Annotated in this window: 20 protein-coding genes; 7 read left to right on the top strand and 13 right to left on the bottom strand. The window is 31.1% G+C overall.

Going from position 1 to position 17796, the window contains the following annotated elements; all coding sequences use genetic code 11:
• Nucleotides 1–2 precede the first annotated feature (2 nt).
• From AJ886_RS00820 to AJ886_RS00810, 3 genes are read left to right on the top strand one after another with little or no spacing between them, the layout of a single operon-like run.
• Complete coding sequence (locus tag AJ886_RS00820) at nucleotides 3–524, top strand: chemotaxis protein CheW (protein ID WP_002826355.1); 522 nt, start codon at nucleotides 3–5, stop codon at nucleotides 522–524.
• Complete coding sequence (gene serB, locus AJ886_RS00815) at nucleotides 524–1147, top strand: phosphoserine phosphatase SerB (RefSeq protein ID WP_070233688.1); 624 nt, start codon at nucleotides 524–526, stop codon at nucleotides 1145–1147. Before AJ886_RS00820 ends, serB begins: the two co-directional genes overlap by 1 nt.
• Nucleotides 1147–2124, top strand: coding sequence for a transaldolase (locus tag AJ886_RS00810; RefSeq protein WP_070233689.1), 978 nt, complete (start codon nucleotides 1147–1149; stop codon nucleotides 2122–2124). Before serB ends, AJ886_RS00810 begins: the two co-directional genes overlap by 1 nt.
• On the opposite strand, the gene AJ886_RS00805 is transcribed toward AJ886_RS00810, so the two are convergent.
• From AJ886_RS00805 to AJ886_RS00750, 12 genes are all read right to left on the bottom strand, one after another.
• Nucleotides 2125–2547 (bottom strand): hypothetical protein, encoded by a 423-nt coding sequence (locus AJ886_RS00805; protein WP_002861062.1) that lies wholly within the window; start codon nucleotides 2545–2547, stop codon nucleotides 2125–2127.
• A complete protein-coding gene (locus AJ886_RS00800; RefSeq protein ID WP_070233690.1) occupies nucleotides 2547–3068 on the bottom strand; it encodes a PD-(D/E)XK nuclease superfamily protein in 522 nt (173 codons plus the stop codon). The genes AJ886_RS00805 and AJ886_RS00800 overlap by 1 nt, the downstream gene beginning before the upstream one ends.
• Nucleotides 3065–3916: a DNA-methyltransferase gene (locus AJ886_RS00795; protein ID WP_070278328.1), complete on the bottom strand. Its 852-nt coding sequence runs from the start codon at nucleotides 3914–3916 to the stop codon at nucleotides 3065–3067. Before AJ886_RS00795 ends, AJ886_RS00800 begins: the two co-directional genes overlap by 4 nt.
• Nucleotides 3913–7179 carry a carbamoyl-phosphate synthase large subunit gene (gene carB, locus AJ886_RS00790; protein ID WP_070278330.1) on the bottom strand — a complete coding sequence of 1089 codons (3267 nt, stop codon included), beginning with the start codon at nucleotides 7177–7179 and terminating at the stop codon, nucleotides 3913–3915. The genes AJ886_RS00795 and carB overlap by 4 nt, the downstream gene beginning before the upstream one ends.
• Before the next feature lie 260 nt (nucleotides 7180–7439).
• On the bottom strand, nucleotides 7440–8189 hold the full coding sequence (gene mreC / locus AJ886_RS00785; protein ID WP_002864583.1) for a rod shape-determining protein MreC: 750 nt from the start codon (nucleotides 8187–8189) through the stop codon (nucleotides 7440–7442).
• Nucleotides 8179–9219 (bottom strand): rod shape-determining protein, encoded by a 1041-nt coding sequence (locus AJ886_RS00780; protein ID WP_002861059.1) that lies wholly within the window; start codon nucleotides 9217–9219, stop codon nucleotides 8179–8181. Before AJ886_RS00780 ends, mreC begins: the two co-directional genes overlap by 11 nt.
• Nucleotides 9220–9229: 10 nt before the next feature.
• Nucleotides 9230–10453, bottom strand: a complete 1224-nt coding sequence (clpX, locus tag AJ886_RS00775) for an ATP-dependent Clp protease ATP-binding subunit ClpX (protein WP_032582598.1) — start codon at nucleotides 10451–10453, stop codon at nucleotides 9230–9232.
• Nucleotides 10446–11237, bottom strand: coding sequence for an acyl-ACP--UDP-N-acetylglucosamine O-acyltransferase (lpxA, locus tag AJ886_RS00770; RefSeq protein ID WP_002861057.1), 792 nt, complete (start codon nucleotides 11235–11237; stop codon nucleotides 10446–10448). The genes clpX and lpxA overlap by 8 nt, the downstream gene beginning before the upstream one ends.
• Nucleotides 11237–11677 (bottom strand): 3-hydroxyacyl-ACP dehydratase FabZ, encoded by a 441-nt coding sequence (gene fabZ / locus AJ886_RS00765; RefSeq protein ID WP_002851782.1) that lies wholly within the window; start codon nucleotides 11675–11677, stop codon nucleotides 11237–11239. The genes lpxA and fabZ overlap by 1 nt, the downstream gene beginning before the upstream one ends.
• 94 nt (nucleotides 11678–11771) lie before the next feature.
• Entirely contained in the window at nucleotides 11772–12863 is a 1092-nt protein-coding gene (locus tag AJ886_RS00760) for an epoxyqueuosine reductase QueH (protein ID WP_070233695.1), read from the bottom strand.
• Nucleotides 12863–13318, bottom strand: coding sequence for a thioredoxin-dependent thiol peroxidase (gene bcp / locus AJ886_RS00755; protein WP_052858462.1), 456 nt, complete (start codon nucleotides 13316–13318; stop codon nucleotides 12863–12865). Before bcp ends, AJ886_RS00760 begins: the two co-directional genes overlap by 1 nt.
• A complete protein-coding gene (locus AJ886_RS00750; RefSeq protein WP_044779567.1) occupies nucleotides 13315–13521 on the bottom strand; it encodes a 4-oxalocrotonate tautomerase family protein in 207 nt (68 codons plus the stop codon). The genes bcp and AJ886_RS00750 overlap by 4 nt, the downstream gene beginning before the upstream one ends.
• 175 nt (nucleotides 13522–13696) lie before the next feature.
• Here AJ886_RS00750 and ilvE point away from each other — a divergent pair, with 175 nt between their 5' ends.
• From ilvE to AJ886_RS00730, 4 genes are read left to right on the top strand one after another with little or no spacing between them, the layout of a single operon-like run.
• Nucleotides 13697–14611: a branched-chain-amino-acid transaminase gene (ilvE, locus tag AJ886_RS00745; protein ID WP_044780359.1), complete on the top strand. Its 915-nt coding sequence runs from the start codon at nucleotides 13697–13699 to the stop codon at nucleotides 14609–14611.
• A 12-nt stretch (nucleotides 14612–14623) separates the two neighbouring features.
• Nucleotides 14624–15709 carry a prohibitin family protein gene (locus AJ886_RS00740; RefSeq protein WP_044780358.1) on the top strand — a complete coding sequence of 362 codons (1086 nt, stop codon included), beginning with the start codon at nucleotides 14624–14626 and terminating at the stop codon, nucleotides 15707–15709.
• A 12-nt stretch (nucleotides 15710–15721) separates the two neighbouring features.
• Nucleotides 15722–16252, top strand: coding sequence for a DUF2393 domain-containing protein (locus AJ886_RS00735; protein ID WP_002861051.1), 531 nt, complete (start codon nucleotides 15722–15724; stop codon nucleotides 16250–16252).
• A complete protein-coding gene (locus AJ886_RS00730; protein WP_002861050.1) occupies nucleotides 16252–16761 on the top strand; it encodes a DUF2393 family protein in 510 nt (169 codons plus the stop codon). Before AJ886_RS00735 ends, AJ886_RS00730 begins: the two co-directional genes overlap by 1 nt.
• A 120-nt stretch (nucleotides 16762–16881) precedes the next feature.
• Here AJ886_RS00730 and AJ886_RS00725 read toward each other — a convergent pair.
• On the bottom strand, nucleotides 16882–17796 hold a 915-nt coding region (locus AJ886_RS00725), incomplete at its 5' end, for a methyl-accepting chemotaxis protein (protein ID WP_002934477.1).

Genomic DNA, 17796 nt, shown 5'->3' with positions numbered 1-17796 from the left:
ATATGAGTAATGAAAAATTAGAGCAAATTTTGCAAAAACAGCAAACTCAGATGGCTGGTCCTGATGTCGATCAAAGAGAAGATGATATCATCCAACTTGTCGGCTTTGTAGTTGGAGATGAGGAGTATGCGATTCCAATTCTTAATATACAAGAAATCATCAAACCTATAGAATATACTAGAGTTCCTAGTGTACCTGATTATGTTCTAGGGGTTTTTAATATGCGTGGTAATGTTATGCCACTCATTGATCTAGCTCAACGCTTTCATTTAGGGAGTTCTAAAATGACACCTCAAACAAGATATATTGTTTTAAGGGGTGAGACAAATGGAACTGGAGTTGGAGGAAATGCTGGTTTTGTTATAGATAGATTAACTGAAGCAATTAAAATTCACAGAAACAGAATCGATCCACCACCTGAAACTTTAGTTAAAGACAAAGGTATGATTTATGGTATAGGAAAAAGAGATGAAAATATCTTAACTATACTCAAAGTAGAAGCTTTACTTAAACGCGAATTTTAATGATTAAACTTTGTGTTTTTGACTTTGACGCTACTTTAATGGATGGTGAAACCATCGATATTTTAGCTACAGCGCATGGCAAGGGTGATCAAACAAGCGAAATTACCCGCCATGCTATGACTGGAGAACTTGATTTTTTCGAAAGTCTTCAAAAACGAGCAAGCCTTTTAAAAGGTATGTCTTATAAAAAAGTTTTAGAATTAAGTAGCACATTTCCACTAATGCATGGAGCACATGAACTTATCCAATATTTAAAATCTAAAAATATACAAATTGTTATTTTTAGCGGTGGTTTTCATGAAGGCATAGATCCTGCTATGCAAAAACTTGGAATTAACCTTGGTTTTGCAAATTATCTGCATCATAAAAATGACATTTTAACAGGGCTAGTTGGTGGAGAAATGATGTTTTCAAATTCAAAAGGCTTAATGCTACAACGATTAAAAAGCTTTTTAAATTTGAAAACAGATGAAGTGATGTGTGTTGGCGATGGGGCAAATGATTTGGCAATGTTTAATGAAAGTGGATTAAAGATTGCATTTTGTGCTAAAGAAATTTTACGTTCTCAAGCTGATATTTGCATAGATATAAAAGACTTAAAAGAAATAATAAAGGTAATATAATGAAAAATTTTTCTCTTTGGTGTGATTTTATAGAAAATAGTTTTTTAGATAATGAATTTTTAAATTTATTATCACATGGAATTAATGGTGCTACTTCAAATCCTGCTATTTTTAAAAATGCTATTTTAAATTCTCCGATTTATAAAGATAAAATTCTTAAATTAAAAGGAAAAAAAACAAAAGATATTTATGAAGAATTAGCAATTTCCGATATTCAAAAAACAGCCGATAAATTAGCTCCTCTTTTTTATCAAAAAAACGATGGATTTATAAGTATTGAAATAGATCCAAGACTTCATGATAACACGACTCTTAGTTTAGGCGAAGCTAAAAGACTTTATAGTGCTATTAGCAAAGAAAATGTAATGATTAAAATTCCAGCTACAAAAGCTTCTTATGAAGTAATGTATGAACTTATGAAAAATGGTATTAGCGTCAATGCTACCTTAATTTTTTCTCTTGAACAAAGTCAAAAATGTTTTGAAGCTTTAAATGCAGGTTTAGTCGAATTTAGAAAAAACAATATAGCCTTAAAAGAACAAAATACTAGAACACCACAAGCTGTTATAAGTATTTTTGTAAGTCGTTTTGATAGACTTTTAAATCCTAAAGCCAAAGAGCAAAATCGTATTGGAATTTTAAATGCAAATTTAGCTTATAACAATATCTACTCAAAAAATGAACCTAATATTCGCGCCTTGTTTGCAAGCACTGGAGTTAAAGGAGATGATCTGCCAAAAGACTATTATATCAAAGAACTTCTTTTTGAGAATTCTGTTAATACTGCTCCTCTTGATGCAATAGAGGTATTTAAAGGAAAAATGGATTTTAAAAAACCTTTAATGAATTTTGAAATTTATACAGAACTTAATCAAATCATTTCTCAAAGTGAACGAGAAAAAGCTTGCAATGATTTATTAAGTGATGGCCTAGAGCAATTTTGTATTGCTTTTGAAGATATTTTAAAAGCTCTTTAATTAACGTATTTTTATCATTTTATTCTTTGAAAGTTTTAATATTTTTGATGGGATATTTTCGAAAAATTTCTCATCAAGTATTATATCAGCAACACTTCTAGCCCATTCTTCATCAAATTCTTTTCCATGCTTGTTTGCCGAAGATGAATAAAAATAGCCATTTTTACTTAAAAAATTCGCATGTTTACACTCTTTCACAATACGAATGGCCTGATTATTTGGATAGATAAAAGTTGTTTTTTTAGAACGACGTACTAAATTTTTAAAAGATTTTGGAATTCTTGCTAAACTTTTTAACTCGCAAAATTTCGCAGAAGTGATTAAGCAAGGTTGATTTTTACCTCTACCTTTTAAAGCATTAATCTCTTCTAAATTTTTACTTAAAAATCCTACCGTAGTATCTGTTTGAGCTAAATAAATCATCAAGGAACTGGTAAGCCTAATTTTTGCAAAGGAATATACTCAAAATAATATTGACAACGTACACTAATAATATAGTCTAGAACATCTTTATATTCAGGCTTCATAAACCAATCATTTAAAAGATAAATATATTCTACTTCGATATTTGCCCTAGAAAATAGTTTTTGATATTGCTTTTTCTTAAAATCACAAGTCTGCAGTTTCTCATCTACAGATCCAGGCACACTTTGAAATTTACACTCAATAATATGCAAAGTATTGTTAATAATCACATAAATACTATCATCTGGCAAAAGTTTTTTAGAAATGCACTCTTTCCAATTAATTTTCAATTCTTCTAAAAATTCATAAAGCTTGTGTTTTTTAAAAATTCTTGCTACTTTTTTATTATTAAAAAAGACTTCTTGTTTTTCATTAAGAGTATAACCATTTTGTTGCGACAAAAAGGTTGCTAAATCCACTCTTCCCTCAAATACTAATCCAGTTTGAGTATTACTTCCGCCAATTCCACCTGTAATCATAAATAATCTCCTTGAAATAAATTATTTTTTTCCAATAATCGTAAATCATTAATTTTATTTTTAATAGTATTAAAATTATTTTCTAATTCTTTTTTTCTAGCTATTGATATTTCAATAAATTCACTTTCTTTCTCAAAACCTATAAATTTTCTATTTAATAAATTCGCCGCAATGCCCGTAGTTGAACTCCCACTAAAAGGATCGCAGATTAATGAGCTTTCATTGCTTGCCATTAAAATAAGTCTAGCAAGCAAGGCTAAAGGTTTTTGTGTGGGATGTTTTCCATTTGTTTTTTCCCAAGGGGCAATAGCATTAAAAGCCCAAACATCACGCATTTGTTTATTCTTGTTTAAAAATCTTAAAATTTCATAATTAAAAATATGCTTATGTTTATGACTTTTTCTAGCCCAAATAATTTGCTCTGTCGAATGCGTAAGATAGCGACAGCTAAAATTTGGCGGAGGATTTGTTTTTTGCCAAGTAATGATATTTAAAATTTTAAAATCAAGTTTTTGCAAAATTCTACCAAGTGAGAAAATATTATGGTAAGTCCCGCTAATTAAAATACTTCCAGTATCTTTAAGTGCTATTTTTGCATTAGATAGCCATTTTAAATTAAACTTATCTATTTTTTCAATATCATCACCCCTATCCCAGTTTCCTTTATTTACACTAACTATTTTACCATTTTGAATACTTAAACCATCATTTGAAAGAAAATAAGGCGGATCAGCAAAAATCAAATCAAATTGTTTTTCAAATTTGGGCAATAATTTATTACAATCATTTTGATAAAGGGTAAAATTTTTATCTTTGCTAGCGAAAATAAACTTTTCTTTTAAATTCACTTAAGATACTCCTGCAAGCTTTTTACTTCTAAATAACTTTCGTTTTGTATAGCTTTAATCGATTTTGCACCTGCTAAAGCCGAACGTAAATTTGTGAAATAAGGTATTTTAAAACGAATGATATTTTCACGAATTTTTTTCGTATCACCTTTAAAACTGTGACTATCGCTTGTATTGATAACTAAATGAATTTCCCCATTTTTCAATTTATCTTCAACATTGGGGCGTCCTTCTGAAATTTTATGTACAAGTTCGCACTCAAAACCACTTTCTAAAATTTCCTTACAAGTTCCCCCAGTTGCCATAAGTTTAAAGCCAAGCTTTACATATTCTGCGGCGATTTTTTTGGTATATTTTTTATCCTTATCTTTTAAGGAGATAAATACCACGCCTTGCTCTGGAAGATGATTAAACGATGCGATTTGACTTTTTGCATAAGAATTTGCAAAATCCTTGCTTATACCCATAACTTCACCCGTTGAACGCATTTCAGGGCCTAATTCTAAATCACTTCCGCTAAGTTTTGCAAATGGAAATACTGCTTCTTTTACACTCATATATTTTGGAGTTTTAGGGCGTAAAATTTTAGTATCAAAATTAACCACTTTGAAAGTATCATAAAATTTTAAAGCTTCTTTTAAATTTCCTTGCCACATCACACGCGTTGCCACTTTTGCTAAAGGAATACCCGTAGCTTTACTAACAAAAGGCACAGTACGACTAGCTCTAGGATTTACTTCTATCATATAAAGCTCATTATTATGTAAAGCAAATTGTATATTTAAAAGCCCTACAACTCCTAAATTTAAAGCAATATCTGCGGTTTTTTGTGCAATAAATTCTTGCATTTTTTCATCGATATTACAAGGTGGTAAAGAACAAGCACTATCGCCTGAATGAATTCCTGCTTCTTCTATATGCTCCATAATTCCTGCCATATAAACATCTTTGCCATCACAAATCGCATCAACATCAATTTCTGTAGCATTGTCTAAAAACTGATCGATCAAAACAGGACTTTTATCACTCACATCCACAGCTTCTTGCATATAGAGTCTAAGTTCAGACTCATCATTTACCACACGCATCGCACGCCCACCTAAAACATAACTTGGTCTTACAAGCACAGGATATCCTATATCACTAGCCTTAAGCACCGCTTCTTCTACGCTTGTCGCGGTAGAATTTTTTGGCTGATTAATACCTAGCTTTGTAATAAATTCGGCAAATTTCTTTCTATCTTCTGCCATATCAATTACTCTTGCACTAGTACCTATAATCTTAGCTCCAAAAGCACTCAAACGCTTAGCAAATTTCAAAGGAGTTTGTCCACCAAAATGCACAATCACTCCATCAGGTTTTTCACGCTCAATCACCGCTCTTAAATGTTCGAAATCAATAGGTTCAAAATACAAAATATCACTTGTATCATAGTCAGTCGAAACGGTTTCAGGATTACAATTATACATAATGGTTTTAATACCCATATCTTTAAGCGCAAAAGAAGCATGTACGCAAGCATAGTCAAATTCTATACCTTGTCCTATGCGGTTTGGCCCCCCACCTATAATCATCACTTTTTTTTCTTTTTTATCCCTAGTTTCACTCTTACTTTGAGTGAGTTCGCTTACATTGATACTTGAATAAAGATAAGGAGTTAAGGCTTCAAATTCACCCGCACAAGTATCCACTTCACTAAATTCTGCGATGATTTTTTGCTTCATTCTTGCATAATAAATATCATTTTGGCTTAATTCTAAATTATCTTTCAAATTTACAAGCAAGGCTATCATTTTATCTGAAAAGCCCATAGTTTTTGCTTTTCTCAAAAGAGCTTTATTGTTTAAAATATCCATATCAATTTGCTCTTCAAAATCTACAATTTCTTTAATCTGTGTTAAAAACCAAGGATCTATTTTGCAAAGCTCATGAAGTTCTTCTACACTAAAACCTTCCCTAAAAGCCTGAGCAATATAAAGTAAACGCTTTTCATTGGCATTGCGAATTTTAAAAACAAGATCATTTCTATCTTCAAATTTTACTCTATCAAAACCACTCAAAGAGCGCTCAAGAGAACAAAGTGCTTTTTGTATACTTTCTTTAAAAGTACGTCCTATAGCCATCACCTCACCCACACTTTTCATAGCTGTACCTAAAGTTGTGTTTGCCCCTGGAAATTTTTCAAAAGTAAAGCGAGGAATTTTTGTTACAATATAATCAATCACAGGCTCAAAAGATGCAGGAGTTCCTGTAATATCATTTTTAATCTCATCTAAACTAAAGCCTACTGCCAAAAGTGTCGCAACCTTTGCTATAGGATAGCCCGTTGCCTTAGAAGCTAAAGCACTTGATCTTGAAACTCTTGGATTCATTTCTATAACTATCATTCTTCCATTTTTTGGGTTGATAGCAAACTGCACATTACTTCCGCCTGTATCTACGCCAATTTCACGCAAAATAGCAAAAGAAGCATTACGCATAACTTGATATTCTTTATCCGTCAAAGTTAATGCTGGAGCTATTGTAATACTATCTCCTGTATGAACTCCCATAGGATCGATATTTTCTATACTACAAACTATGATACAATTATCCGCTCTATCACGCATAACTTCCATTTCATATTCTTTCCAACCCAACAAACTTTCTTCAATCAAAATTTCATGGATAGGCGATAAAGCTAAAGCAGTATTGGCAAGTTCTTTAAATTCGTCCATATTATAAACCACACCACTTCCAGCACCTCCTAAAGTATAAGAAGCACGGATCATCAAAGGAAAGCCAATTTCATCTACAGCTTTTAAAGCTTCATCATAATTATACGCATACATCGATTTTGGTAAATCCATGCCGATTTTTTTCATGCATTCTTTAAAGACCTGACGATCTTCACCTTTTTTAATCGCCTCAGGGTTTGCACCTAAAAATTTCACATCTCCTAAAAGTCCACTTTCATAAACTTCCATAGCAACATTTAACGCTACTTGTCCACCCATGGTTGGTAAAATTGCATCAATTTTTTCTTTTTTAATAATACTTAAAATACTTTCTTTTGTTATGGGTTCTATATAAGTCGCATCTGCAAATTCGGGATCTGTCATGATGGTTGCAGGATTTGAGTTGATTAATACTACACGATATCCTAATTCTTTTAAAGTCTTTGCGGCTTGAGTTCCAGAATAATCAAATTCACAAGCTTGTCCTATCACAATAGGACCACTTCCTATAAGTAAAATGCTTTTAATATCTGTTCGTTTTGGCATAAATTTTCCTAAGAGCATAAATTTGGGCTGATTATAACAAAAATTAGTTTTATAAACTTTGAAATTATCGATATAATTTTAAAAAATAAACACTCTGCTTTTAATCTAGGAAATAATACATAAAGAAATTTAAGATTTTTTATAAAATTCTCATTCAATTATAAACATTTATTTGATAATTTAACAAAATTTTTAGCATTAAACAAAGTTATAATAATTAGCAAAAATATAGAAAATTTTTAAAAAGTCTAATCCTTGACTTATAAATTATCAACTACATATAAATAAGCAGGAATACTAATCTTAACATAAGGCTTTACTTCTACACTTTGATACATATCTTCATCATTAACTCTATTCACAATACCGACAGGTATATCTGAAAAGAAAATATTATCAAGTCCACTTGTTAAAATTTCATCTCCGGTATTAATTTTTGCCCATTTTGGAATAAATTTAACCACAATCCTGCCATCTTCACCCTGGATTAAACCTGGAGCTTTGGATTTTCCTATATAAACAGAAAAAACACACTGATCATCACCTTGTAAAAGAGCCATTGCTCTACCATTTTTATTAATAGCTATACCTGCAGTATATCCTTGATATATCAAACCACGGTTTTTACCAACGGGAATTTTGCTCCAATCTAACCATAATTTTTTATAATCATTCAATTGAACATAAGAAATAACTCTAGTTAAAGAAACTTGAGGTAAATATTTTGTAGAATTTTGATCCTCTAAAATACGATTTAATTGATTTGCAAAACTAGTTACCTTTACAGCAATATCTTCTAATTCTTTATTTCTAGCTTTTAGTTGCTGAATTTGATTTGCTTGATTAAAGTGTTCTGAAATTTTTTCTCCCAAATAATCTTTAATATTATAAAAATTACCTATAACAAAATCATTAACACGGAGAACATTTTGCTTAATAAGTCCTCCATAATAAAAAGATATAAAAACCAAAAAGGCTAAGACAAGAACATAAAAAATCTTATTCTTCATTGGTTAATTGTTGCAATAATGAAATTTCCTCTAAAGCTTTACCTGTTCCTTTTGCTACAGCTAAAAGCGGTTCATCTGCGATATAAACTGGCAAACGTACAATTTCACTTAAGTATTTATCAAGACCACGAATCAATGCTCCGCCACCTGTTAAAACTACACCATTTTCTACTATATCACTTGCTAAATCAGGCGGCATCATTTCAAGAACCATTTTTAAAGCATCAGCAATTTCTTTTAAATACTCACGCATCGCTTCTCTTACATCTTCGCTTGTAAGTTCAATACGACTTAAAAGTCCACTTACTTGATCGCGTCCTTTTACCACCATAGAAAGCTCTTTTGGAAGTTGTATTGCTGAACCTATAGTGATTTTGATCTCTTCGCCTGTTCTTTCACCTATGATAAGATTGTATTTTTCTTTTACATAATTAACTATACTCATATCAAGCTTATCTCCAGCCGTACGAATAGACTTTGAAATCACAAGTCCACCCAAAGAAATCACTCCAATTTCAGTAGTTCCGCCCCCTATATCTACTACCAAATTTCCTTTAGGCTCTTGTATAGGTAAACTTGCACCAATAGCTGCTGCCATAGGCTCTTCAATCAAAAATACCTCTCTTGCACCTGCGCTTAAAGCACTTTCTCTTACCGCTTTTCTTTCTACTTGAGTTAAACCATAAGGAACAGAAATGATAATTCTAGGGCGTAAAAAACTTTTTCTACGGTGTGTTTTTTCTATAAAATAGCGGATCATTTTTTCAGTCATATCAAAATCTGCAATCACGCCATCTTTCATAGGACGAATAGCTTCGATATTGCCTGGAGTTTTTCCCACCATATCTTTAGCTTCTTTACCTACGGCTAAAATTTTTGCTTTGGAACCATACCTTTCTCTTTCAACTGCCACAACAGAAGGCTCATTTATCACTATACCCTTATCTTTTATCAAAACTAGCGTATTAGCTGTTCCTAAATCAATCCCCATATCACTAGAAAAAAATCCTATAAGTTGATCTAATATCATTTCTATCCTTTTAACTTATTTTTCTTTTTATTAATAATGCTTTTGCATTGTCTTTAACAACTTCTTTAGTTATTACAATATCATAATTTTTATACTCTGGTAACTCAAACATTAAATCTACCATCATTTCTTCTATAATACTTCTAAGTCCCCTAGCTCCTGTTTTTCTCTCCAATGCAAGTTGCGCGATAGCTCTTAGAGCATCTTCTTCAAATTTTAAATTTACCTCATCAATAGCAAAAAGCTTTTGATATTGTTTAATAATGGCATTTTTAGGCTCAGTTAAAATTCTTACCATATCCTCTTCATTAAGCTCATTTAAAGATGCAATCACATGCAAACGACCTATAAGCTCAGGAATCAAACCAAAATGCACCAAATCATCAGGTTCGATTTTCTCAAGCAAAGCTTTATTTTCTTCTTTTGCATCATCAAAAAAGCCCACAACTTTATCGCCAAGTTTTCTTTTTAAGATAGTTTCCAAACCATCAAAAGCTCCACCACAAACAAATAAAATATTTGAAGTGTCAATTTGTATAAACTCTTGATTTGGATGTTTTCTTCCCCCTTTTGGTGGAATATTTACCAAACTTCCTTCGATAATCTTAAGTAAAGCTTGTTGCACACCCTCTCCACTTACATCACGAGTAATAGAACGATTTTCACTCATTCTAGCAATTTTATCAATCTCATCAATAAACACTATACCTTTTTGAGCTCTTTGCACATCTCCATCTGCAGCTTGCAAAAGACGTGTTAAAATATTTTCCACATCCTCACCTACATATCCTGCTTCAGTTAAAGAAGTTGCATCACAAATTGCTATAGGTACATCTAAAAATTTAGCTAAAGTTTGCGCCAATAAAGTTTTTCCACTTCCTGTTGGCCCAACAAGTAAAATATTTGACTTAAAAAGCTCTGTATCATCATCTTGAAGTTCGGCTTTAAAAAGTCTTTTATAATGATTGTATACTCCAACACTAAAAACTTTTTTAGCTCTATCTTGTCCTATGACATAACGATCTAGATAAGCTTTTAATTCTTTTGGAGTGATATCTTTAAATTCTGTATTATGGCTTTGTTTAGGTTCTTTAAATTCTTTTTCTTCTCCATAAATAATACTATAAGCACCTTCAACGCAATATTCACAAATAAAAGCATCATCATTTTCATTTGCTAAAATTCTTCTTTGTGGATTCTCCACTTCATTGCAAAAACTACATTTTCTAGGCATTATTTTTACCCCTATAGACAGGAATTCCGCGCTTTGTTTCTAATATAAAATGGCACATTTTTTTAACATTTTCACTTTCTTGATTTTCAAGCAAATTTTTAGCATTTTCTTTTAAATCTCCTTGTCTAAATAAAGTTTTAAAAGCTCTGCTAAGTCTATCTACTTCATCTTTATCAAAACGACGACGAATACCTACTAAATTTAAACTTCTAATACTTGCACGATTTCCTTCTGCTAAACAAAACGGTACTATATCCTGAGAGAGTGCACTAGCTCCTGCTATCATACAACCCTCACCTACTTTGACAAATTGATGAATAGGTGTAAGCCCGCCTACAACCGTAAAATCTCCAAGCTCTACATGTCCTGCTAAAGTTGCATTATTAGCTAAAATAATATTATTACCTAAAAGACAATCATGAGCAATATGACAGTAAGCCATAATAAAAGCATTATCGCCTATACGAGTAAAACCATCTCCTTTAGCTGTACCTGAATTTATCGTTGCAAATTCTCTAATAGTTGCATTTTTTCCTATAACAACACCGCTTTTTTGCTCTTCTTTATAAGATATATCCTGAGGAATATCGCCTACTATAGCATAAGAAAATACACGAGAATGATCACCTATAGTTGTATCTGAAAGAATTCGAGCACCTTGTTTGATGACAACATCATTACCTATTTTAGTATCTTTACCTACATAAGCATAAGCTTCTATTACAACATCGTCACCAAGTTGTGCACCCTCTTCAATCACCGCACTTGGATGAATTTTTTTCATTATTTATCCACTATCATAGCTTTAAGCTCAGCCTCTGCAACTAAATTTCCATCTACAAAAGCTTGCCCTTTAAAAATCCACATATTACCACGATTTTTAACCACGCTCATTTCATAATCAAGCCTATCTCCAGGACGCACAGGATTTCTAAATTTTGCTCCATCTATGCCTGTGAAATAAACTACTTTACTTTTTGGATCCACTTTATCTTCCATACTTTCAAAAGCTAAAACTCCGCCTGTTTGAGCCATACCTTCTAAAATCAAAACTCCAGGATAAATAGGATGCCCTGGAAAATGTCCCATAAAAACATGGTCACTTATACTGATGTTTTTATATCCTCGAACCACTTCTTTAACTTTTAATTCTGTAATTTTATCTACTAGTAAAAAAGGGTAACGGTGTGGTAAGATTTCTTGAATTTGCATTACATCTATCATTATTAAATTAACCTTGAAAACAATTAAAAATTTTATTATATAAAAAAATCATTAAAAATTATATTAACAAAAAAAGTTTTTCTTAATAAATTTCTTAAATTTCTACAAGTATCTCTTGATTATCATGATAAATTTCACTTTTTGCTATCACTTCATATCTTGAAGGTAAAATATTTTCAAGGATGATAATAGGGCTAAGATTATAAGCTCCAAACAATTTATTACGCCATTTAATTTCTGCTTGAACACTCAAAGGTCTTTTTAAAAAATCTTCAAAATTTTTCCATTTGTTTTTAAAAAATGCATTAAAACGCCAAAATTCCACAAAAACCATTTCATCTTTAGTACTTCTATAAAAGCCTTCTTTTAAATTTTGTTTTAATTTTTCCTCATCCAAAGAAAATCTTGTATAAACGTTTTTAAAATGCGAATAAAATAAAATATGAGATTTAACAGGCTTTTTGTCTAATTTTATCAAAGCGCTTAAAAGACGATAATTTAAAAATTTCTCTCTTAAAATTTCAAATTTTATACCCTTTTTTTCCCATAAAACTACTTTTTTATAAAAAGCTATTCTTGCTTCTATACTTGCAGGTAAAATTTGCTTATTTACAGGAGATATTAACTCATCAATAAAATTCTTATCTTGTTTTTGTTTTTTAAGCCCATAAATACAACCACAATAGTTTTGATGATAAAGCATTTCTTTTTTTGCTAAAGCAAACTGCCTTTGAGTGCCGCCATTTTTACGAAAATCAGGAGCTAAAAACTCTACTCCATAAGGCTCACATTCTTTTTGCAAAGCATTTTTTAACTGTTCTAAATCTTTTTTAGGACTGGTTAAAAGCGTAGTAGTAAGCTTTTTTTCTCCTATTTTAGCAGCAAATTTAACACTAGATCCCATTCTTACATCAAAACAAATTTCACACCTTGCACCTTTTTCAGGCTCATCTTCATAACCACGCACAGCATTAAGCCATTTTTCATACTCATACTCGCCCTTATATAACTTAATACCAAGTTTATCACAAGATCTTTTTACATCTAAAAATCTTAGTTCGTATTCGCTTAAAGGATGGATATTTGGATCATAAAAATACCCTATGATTTTTTCATCAGGATAGGTCTTTCTAAGTTCTTCAACAAAATAATGACTATCCACACTACAACAAATATGCACTAACATTAAAGACTTTCAAGTACTTTTAAAGCATGATCTTTTACACGAACATTACTATAAATTTGAGCAATCTTACCTGTTTCATCGATAACAAAAGTAGATCGGATAAGACCTTCGTATTCTTTTCCGTAATTTTTCTTAATCCCCCAAGCTCCATAAGCTTTAGCAACTTCTTTTTCGCTATCACTAAGTAAAATATGCTTTAAATCAAATTTAGAGATAAATTTTTCATGACTTGCCACGCTATCAGGACTGATACCGATAATCACTGCATTTTTATCACCAAATTTATCATAATTTAAACTAAAATCACAAGCTTCTGTAGTGCAACCTGGAGTATTATCTTTTGGATAAAAATACAAAATCACCTTTTTACCAATAAAATCTTTTAATGCTATTTTTACCCCATCTTGATTTAAAAGCTCAAACTGAGGCGCTTTATCTCCTATATTTAAACTCATTTGTTTGCCTTTGCTTTGATAGCTTCTACACTTTCTCCGCCAAAGCCTATGTCATAACTTTCTACATCTTCTAAAACCACCACAACTCTTTCTTTACTTTTATTATATTTCGTGCTTAAAAGTTTGGTAATATCAGCTATAAGCTCCGCTTTTTGTTCCTTGCTTAAAGACGGCTTTGCTAATTTAATATTTACCAATGGCATAATTTCTCCTTTTTAACGATAATTTTTCATAATTATTTCAAAAAATACCTAATATTTTTTTTAACAAAAAACCTTAATTTAATAAAAGCTTATTGTTAGTATATTTTTGATAAAATCCCGATTTATTCTTAAAATAATATTTTTTAAGAAATAAACAACTATAAAAGGTAAAAAAATGATCTCAGCAGATAAAATTTGGATGGATGGAAAATTAGTTGATTTTAAAGATGCAACTTTGCACTTTTTAACCCATTCTTTACATTATGGCAATGCTGTTTTTGAAGGAACTAGAGCCTATAAAACAGATAAAGGCTTAGCAATTTTCAGACTTGAAGATCACACCAAAAGACTTTTAGAGTCTGCAAAAATTACTCTTTTAAATTGTCCTTTTTCTCAAAAAGAGCTTGAAAATGCACAAATTGAACTCTTAAAAGCAAACAATTTTAAAAGCAATGTCTATATCCGCCCTTTGATTTTTTTAGGCGATGGAGTTATGGGACTTTATCATATAAAAGCTCCTGTAAGAGTTGGAATTGCAGCTTGGGAATGGGGCGCTTACCTTGGAGAAGAAGGCTTAGAAAAAGGCATAAAAGTAAAAATTTCGTCTTTTGCAAGAAATAGTGTTAAATCATGCATGGGAAAAGCTAAAGCAAGCGCGAATTACCTTAACTCTCAAATTGCAAAATTTGAAGCTATTGAAGCAGGTTATGAAGAAGCTTTAATGCTTGATGAAGAAGGTTTTATCGCAGAAGGAACAGGAGAATGTTTCTTTATTGTAAAAGATGGGGTTTTAATCACACCTCCAAATGATTTTTCTTTAAAAAGCATTACTCAAGATACAGTGCTTAAAATCGCTCATGATCTTGGTGTCACTGTGCTTCGCCAAAGAATTTCAAGAGATGAAGTTTATACTGCTGATGAAGCATTTTTTACCGGAACAGCCGCTGAAATCACACCTATTAACAATATTGATGCAAGAATAATAGGAAATGGTTTAAGAGGATCTGTAACTAAAAAACTTCAAGATGCTTATTTTGATGTAGTTTATGGACGCAATCAAAAATACGCATCTATGCTAACTTATATTTAAAAAAGGAAATAAATGCCAGCTGATTTGAATGATTATTTCAATAAAAAAAATGGAAATTCTAATAATAACGGAAACAACCGTCAAAATTTCAATTTCAAAGCACCAGAATTTAATTTTAAAGGTTTTGGAAAATTTTCTCCGCTTATTTATGGGGTGATTATTATTATCTTATTTTTAATCGTTGCAAAACCTTTTATGGTAATAAATTCTGGAGAAATGGGTATTAAATCAACAACAGGTAAATATGACCCAAATCCATTAGAACCAGGACTTCACTTTTTCTTGCCTTTTGTACAAAAAATAACCATAATCGATACTAGAGTAAGACAAATCAACTATGCTTCTATAGAGGGAAGTAATGAAAATTTATCTTCAGGTTCAGGTGTTATTAATAAAAATAGTATTTCTGTACTTGACTCTCGTGGATTGCCTGTATCTATTGATGTTACAGTGCAATACCGTTTAAATCCTTTGCAAGTTCCTCAAACCATAGCTACTTGGAGCTTAAATTGGGAAAATAAAATTATCGATCCAGTTGTTCGTGATGTAGTGCGAAGTGTTGTAGGAAAATATACAGCCGAGGAACTTCCTACTAATCGTAATACAATAGCCGCTCAAATAGAAGAAGGCATAAGAAAAACTATAGAAGCTCAACCAAATGAACCTGTAGAACTTCGTGCTGTACAACTTAGAGAAATTATTTTACCTTCAAAAGTAAAAGAGCAAATCGAACGCGTACAAATTGCAAAACAAGAAGCTGAAAGAACTAAGTATGAAGTAGAAAGAGCTAATCAAGAAGCCTTAAAAAAAGCCGCCTTAGCTGAAGGGGAAGCAAACGCAACCATAATTAGTGCTAAAGGTAAAGCTATGGCTGTTAAAATAGAAGCAGATGCACAAGCTTATTCTAATAAAGAAATCGCAAACAGCTTAAACACTCCTTTACTAAATTTAAAGCAAATTGAAACTCAAAAAGAATTTAATGAAGCTTTAAAAGTCAATCAAGATGCTAAAATTTTCTTAACTCCAGGTGGAGCAGTACCAAACATTTGGGTTGATACCAAAGATGCTAAAAAGCAAAGTTCTGCCAACATGAACTAAAAGGATACGCAAGTGGAAAAACTAAGAGAAATCGTGCTTTTTTACACTACTCATTTATATTTAGTGGATTATATGCTGATTTTATTAGTTTTTTTTCTCTTCACTTGTGTTTTACTTCTTTGTGTATTTTTACGCCATAGACCTATAGCAGCACTTTTTATTATTGCATTTGATATTATTATTTGTTTTTTAGTTTATATCTATGGGTATAAACTAATAGACAATGAAGTAAGAACTCGAAAAACCGCTATTACGGATCAAAAAATAATACAAAGCTCAAATGATTTAATTGTTGATTTTAACATTACAAATAATTCAAAAAATAATTTTAAAGAATGTAAAATTACAGCTAAAATTTTTGCGGATAAAATACCTAATGATAATATCATAGAAGAATATAAAAAGAAATTTATCCCTTTTAGACAAAAAAGTAGAGAAATTAAAGATCTAAAGAAAAACGCAACCCAAGTTCAAAGAATTGCTTTTGAAAATTTTAACTATGAAAATAACTATACCATACGCTTAGTTTCGGAGTGTTTTTAATGCATTTTACGATTTTCCATATTATAGCTTTTATCATTTTACTTATTTGCTTTGCCTTGATTTGTATTTTAATCTTTCTAAAAGTCAAACAGAAAGAAATGGCTTTAATTTCTTATACCATAGCTACTATTTTTACCGCACTTTTGATATATTCTATTTTTCTAACAATCAATCAATTCACCACTCAAGCCGATCTTAGCAAACTAACCTATACAAGAGATCTAAGACATGAAAGTGTTATCGTGAGCGGAAAGGTTCAAAATCTTACTAAATTTGAAATCAGAAAATGCTATTTGATACTTAGCATATTAAACCAAAAAAAAGTAGGGGGAGAAATTTTCAATGATAAAAATATTCGCAATGCCAAAATGCAAAATACAAGTGTTTCTTACACTATAGAAATTATAGACAAACTTCCGGGTAATACTTATAAAGAATTTAGAGCCAGTGTTCCTTTTCCTCCAAGTTTTGATAACCCTGAATTTTATCACACTCTAAAATGTATTTGATTTAGAAAATACTTAATATTAATAATTAGAATTTGTCTATATCACATTTCATTAAATCTTAAAGAATTAAACATATATTATTTTATAGAGATAACTAGCTTTTTAGCTAGTCATCTAAGATTAAAACCTCTTCTTCTTAACATCTTCTAAGATATTATTAGCTATATCACTTACTGTACTAGAAATAATAGCTGATTCATTAGCAATTTCAACATTATCTTTAGTAGTTTGATCAATTTGTGCTACGCTATCATTGATTTGAGTAATACCTGCAGTTTGTTCTTTAATACTTTCTGCCATATCATTGATAGATTGAACAAGTAAATTAGTATTAGCTTCTATTTCAGATAAAGACTTTTGAGTTCTCTCAGCTAGCTTTCTAACTTCATCAGCCACAACAGCAAAGCCTCTACCATGTTCTCCAGCACGAGCCGCTTCAATAGCTGCATTTAAAGCTAAAAGATTGATTTGATCTGCAATATCACCTATGATACCTGTAACATTTTTAATCTCTTCAGATTGAGTGATAACATCACTAGTTTTAACTGAAACATTTTGCATAGAAGAAGTGATCTCTTCTAAAGCTGCTGCAGTTTCTTCTAAAGATTGAGCTTGAGAATTTGAAGAAGTGGTTAAGCTTTGAACAGCAGTTTGTAATTTTCCACTTTCATTAGCTAAAGCATTAGCAAAGTCTGAACTTTGTTTTAGCATTTTAACTATTTCATCACCTAAAGCATTAGTAGTTAATTCAACACTTCCTGAAGCATTAGAGATTTTATTTCTAAAATCTAAGCTTTTGTATTCTTCAAATATTTTATGAATAACATTCATATCAGAACCTACTCTAGCTTGTAAAACATCAAGAAGTTTATTTAGAACATTTTTAAGTTCAATAAGTTGTGGGTTTCTTGGATTAGCAGTAATTCTTGCTGTTAAATTACCACCTTCTACAACTGATACGGTTTGAACTGATTCTTTAACAGCTTGATTGTCTTGTTCTAAACCTTTTTTAGTAGCAAGGATGTTTTCGTTGAT

The organism is Campylobacter sp. BCW_6465, assembly GCF_001762815.1.
Lineage (GTDB): Bacteria > Campylobacterota > Campylobacteria > Campylobacterales > Campylobacteraceae > Campylobacter_D > Campylobacter_D jejuni.
This window is presented reverse-complemented; position numbering and strand designations above follow the sequence as displayed.

What these genes read in the sequence shown, in the direction of transcription:
- AJ886_RS00820 (WP_002826355.1), top strand. Translation starts at nt 3, where the DNA reads ATGAGTAATGAAAAATTAGAGCAAATTTTGCAAAAACAGCAAACTCAG.
- serB (WP_070233688.1), top strand. Translation starts at nt 524, where the DNA reads ATGATTAAACTTTGTGTTTTTGACTTTGACGCTACTTTAATGGATGGT.
- AJ886_RS00810 (WP_070233689.1), top strand. Translation starts at nt 1,147, where the DNA reads ATGAAAAATTTTTCTCTTTGGTGTGATTTTATAGAAAATAGTTTTTTA.
- AJ886_RS00805 (WP_002861062.1), bottom strand. Translation starts at nt 2,547, where the DNA reads ATGATTTATTTAGCTCAAACAGATACTACGGTAGGATTTTTAAGTAAA.
- AJ886_RS00800 (WP_070233690.1), bottom strand. Translation starts at nt 3,068, where the DNA reads ATGATTACAGGTGGAATTGGCGGAAGTAATACTCAAACTGGATTAGTA.
- carB (WP_070278330.1), bottom strand. Translation starts at nt 7,179, where the DNA reads ATGCCAAAACGAACAGATATTAAAAGCATTTTACTTATAGGAAGTGGT.
- mreC (WP_002864583.1), bottom strand. Translation starts at nt 8,189, where the DNA reads ATGAAGAATAAGATTTTTTATGTTCTTGTCTTAGCCTTTTTGGTTTTT.
- AJ886_RS00780 (WP_002861059.1), bottom strand. Translation starts at nt 9,219, where the DNA reads ATGATATTAGATCAACTTATAGGATTTTTTTCTAGTGATATGGGGATT.
- clpX (WP_032582598.1), bottom strand. Translation starts at nt 10,453, where the DNA reads ATGCCTAGAAAATGTAGTTTTTGCAATGAAGTGGAGAATCCACAAAGA.
- lpxA (WP_002861057.1), bottom strand. Translation starts at nt 11,237, where the DNA reads ATGAAAAAAATTCATCCAAGTGCGGTGATTGAAGAGGGTGCACAACTT.
- fabZ (WP_002851782.1), bottom strand. Translation starts at nt 11,677, where the DNA reads ATGATAGATGTAATGCAAATTCAAGAAATCTTACCACACCGTTACCCT.
- AJ886_RS00760 (WP_070233695.1), bottom strand. Translation starts at nt 12,863, where the DNA reads ATGTTAGTGCATATTTGTTGTAGTGTGGATAGTCATTATTTTGTTGAA.
- bcp (WP_052858462.1), bottom strand. Translation starts at nt 13,318, where the DNA reads ATGAGTTTAAATATAGGAGATAAAGCGCCTCAGTTTGAGCTTTTAAAT.
- AJ886_RS00750 (WP_044779567.1), bottom strand. Translation starts at nt 13,521, where the DNA reads ATGCCATTGGTAAATATTAAATTAGCAAAGCCGTCTTTAAGCAAGGAA.
- ilvE (WP_044780359.1), top strand. Translation starts at nt 13,697, where the DNA reads ATGATCTCAGCAGATAAAATTTGGATGGATGGAAAATTAGTTGATTTT.
- AJ886_RS00740 (WP_044780358.1), top strand. Translation starts at nt 14,624, where the DNA reads ATGCCAGCTGATTTGAATGATTATTTCAATAAAAAAAATGGAAATTCT.
- AJ886_RS00730 (WP_002861050.1), top strand. Translation starts at nt 16,252, where the DNA reads ATGCATTTTACGATTTTCCATATTATAGCTTTTATCATTTTACTTATT.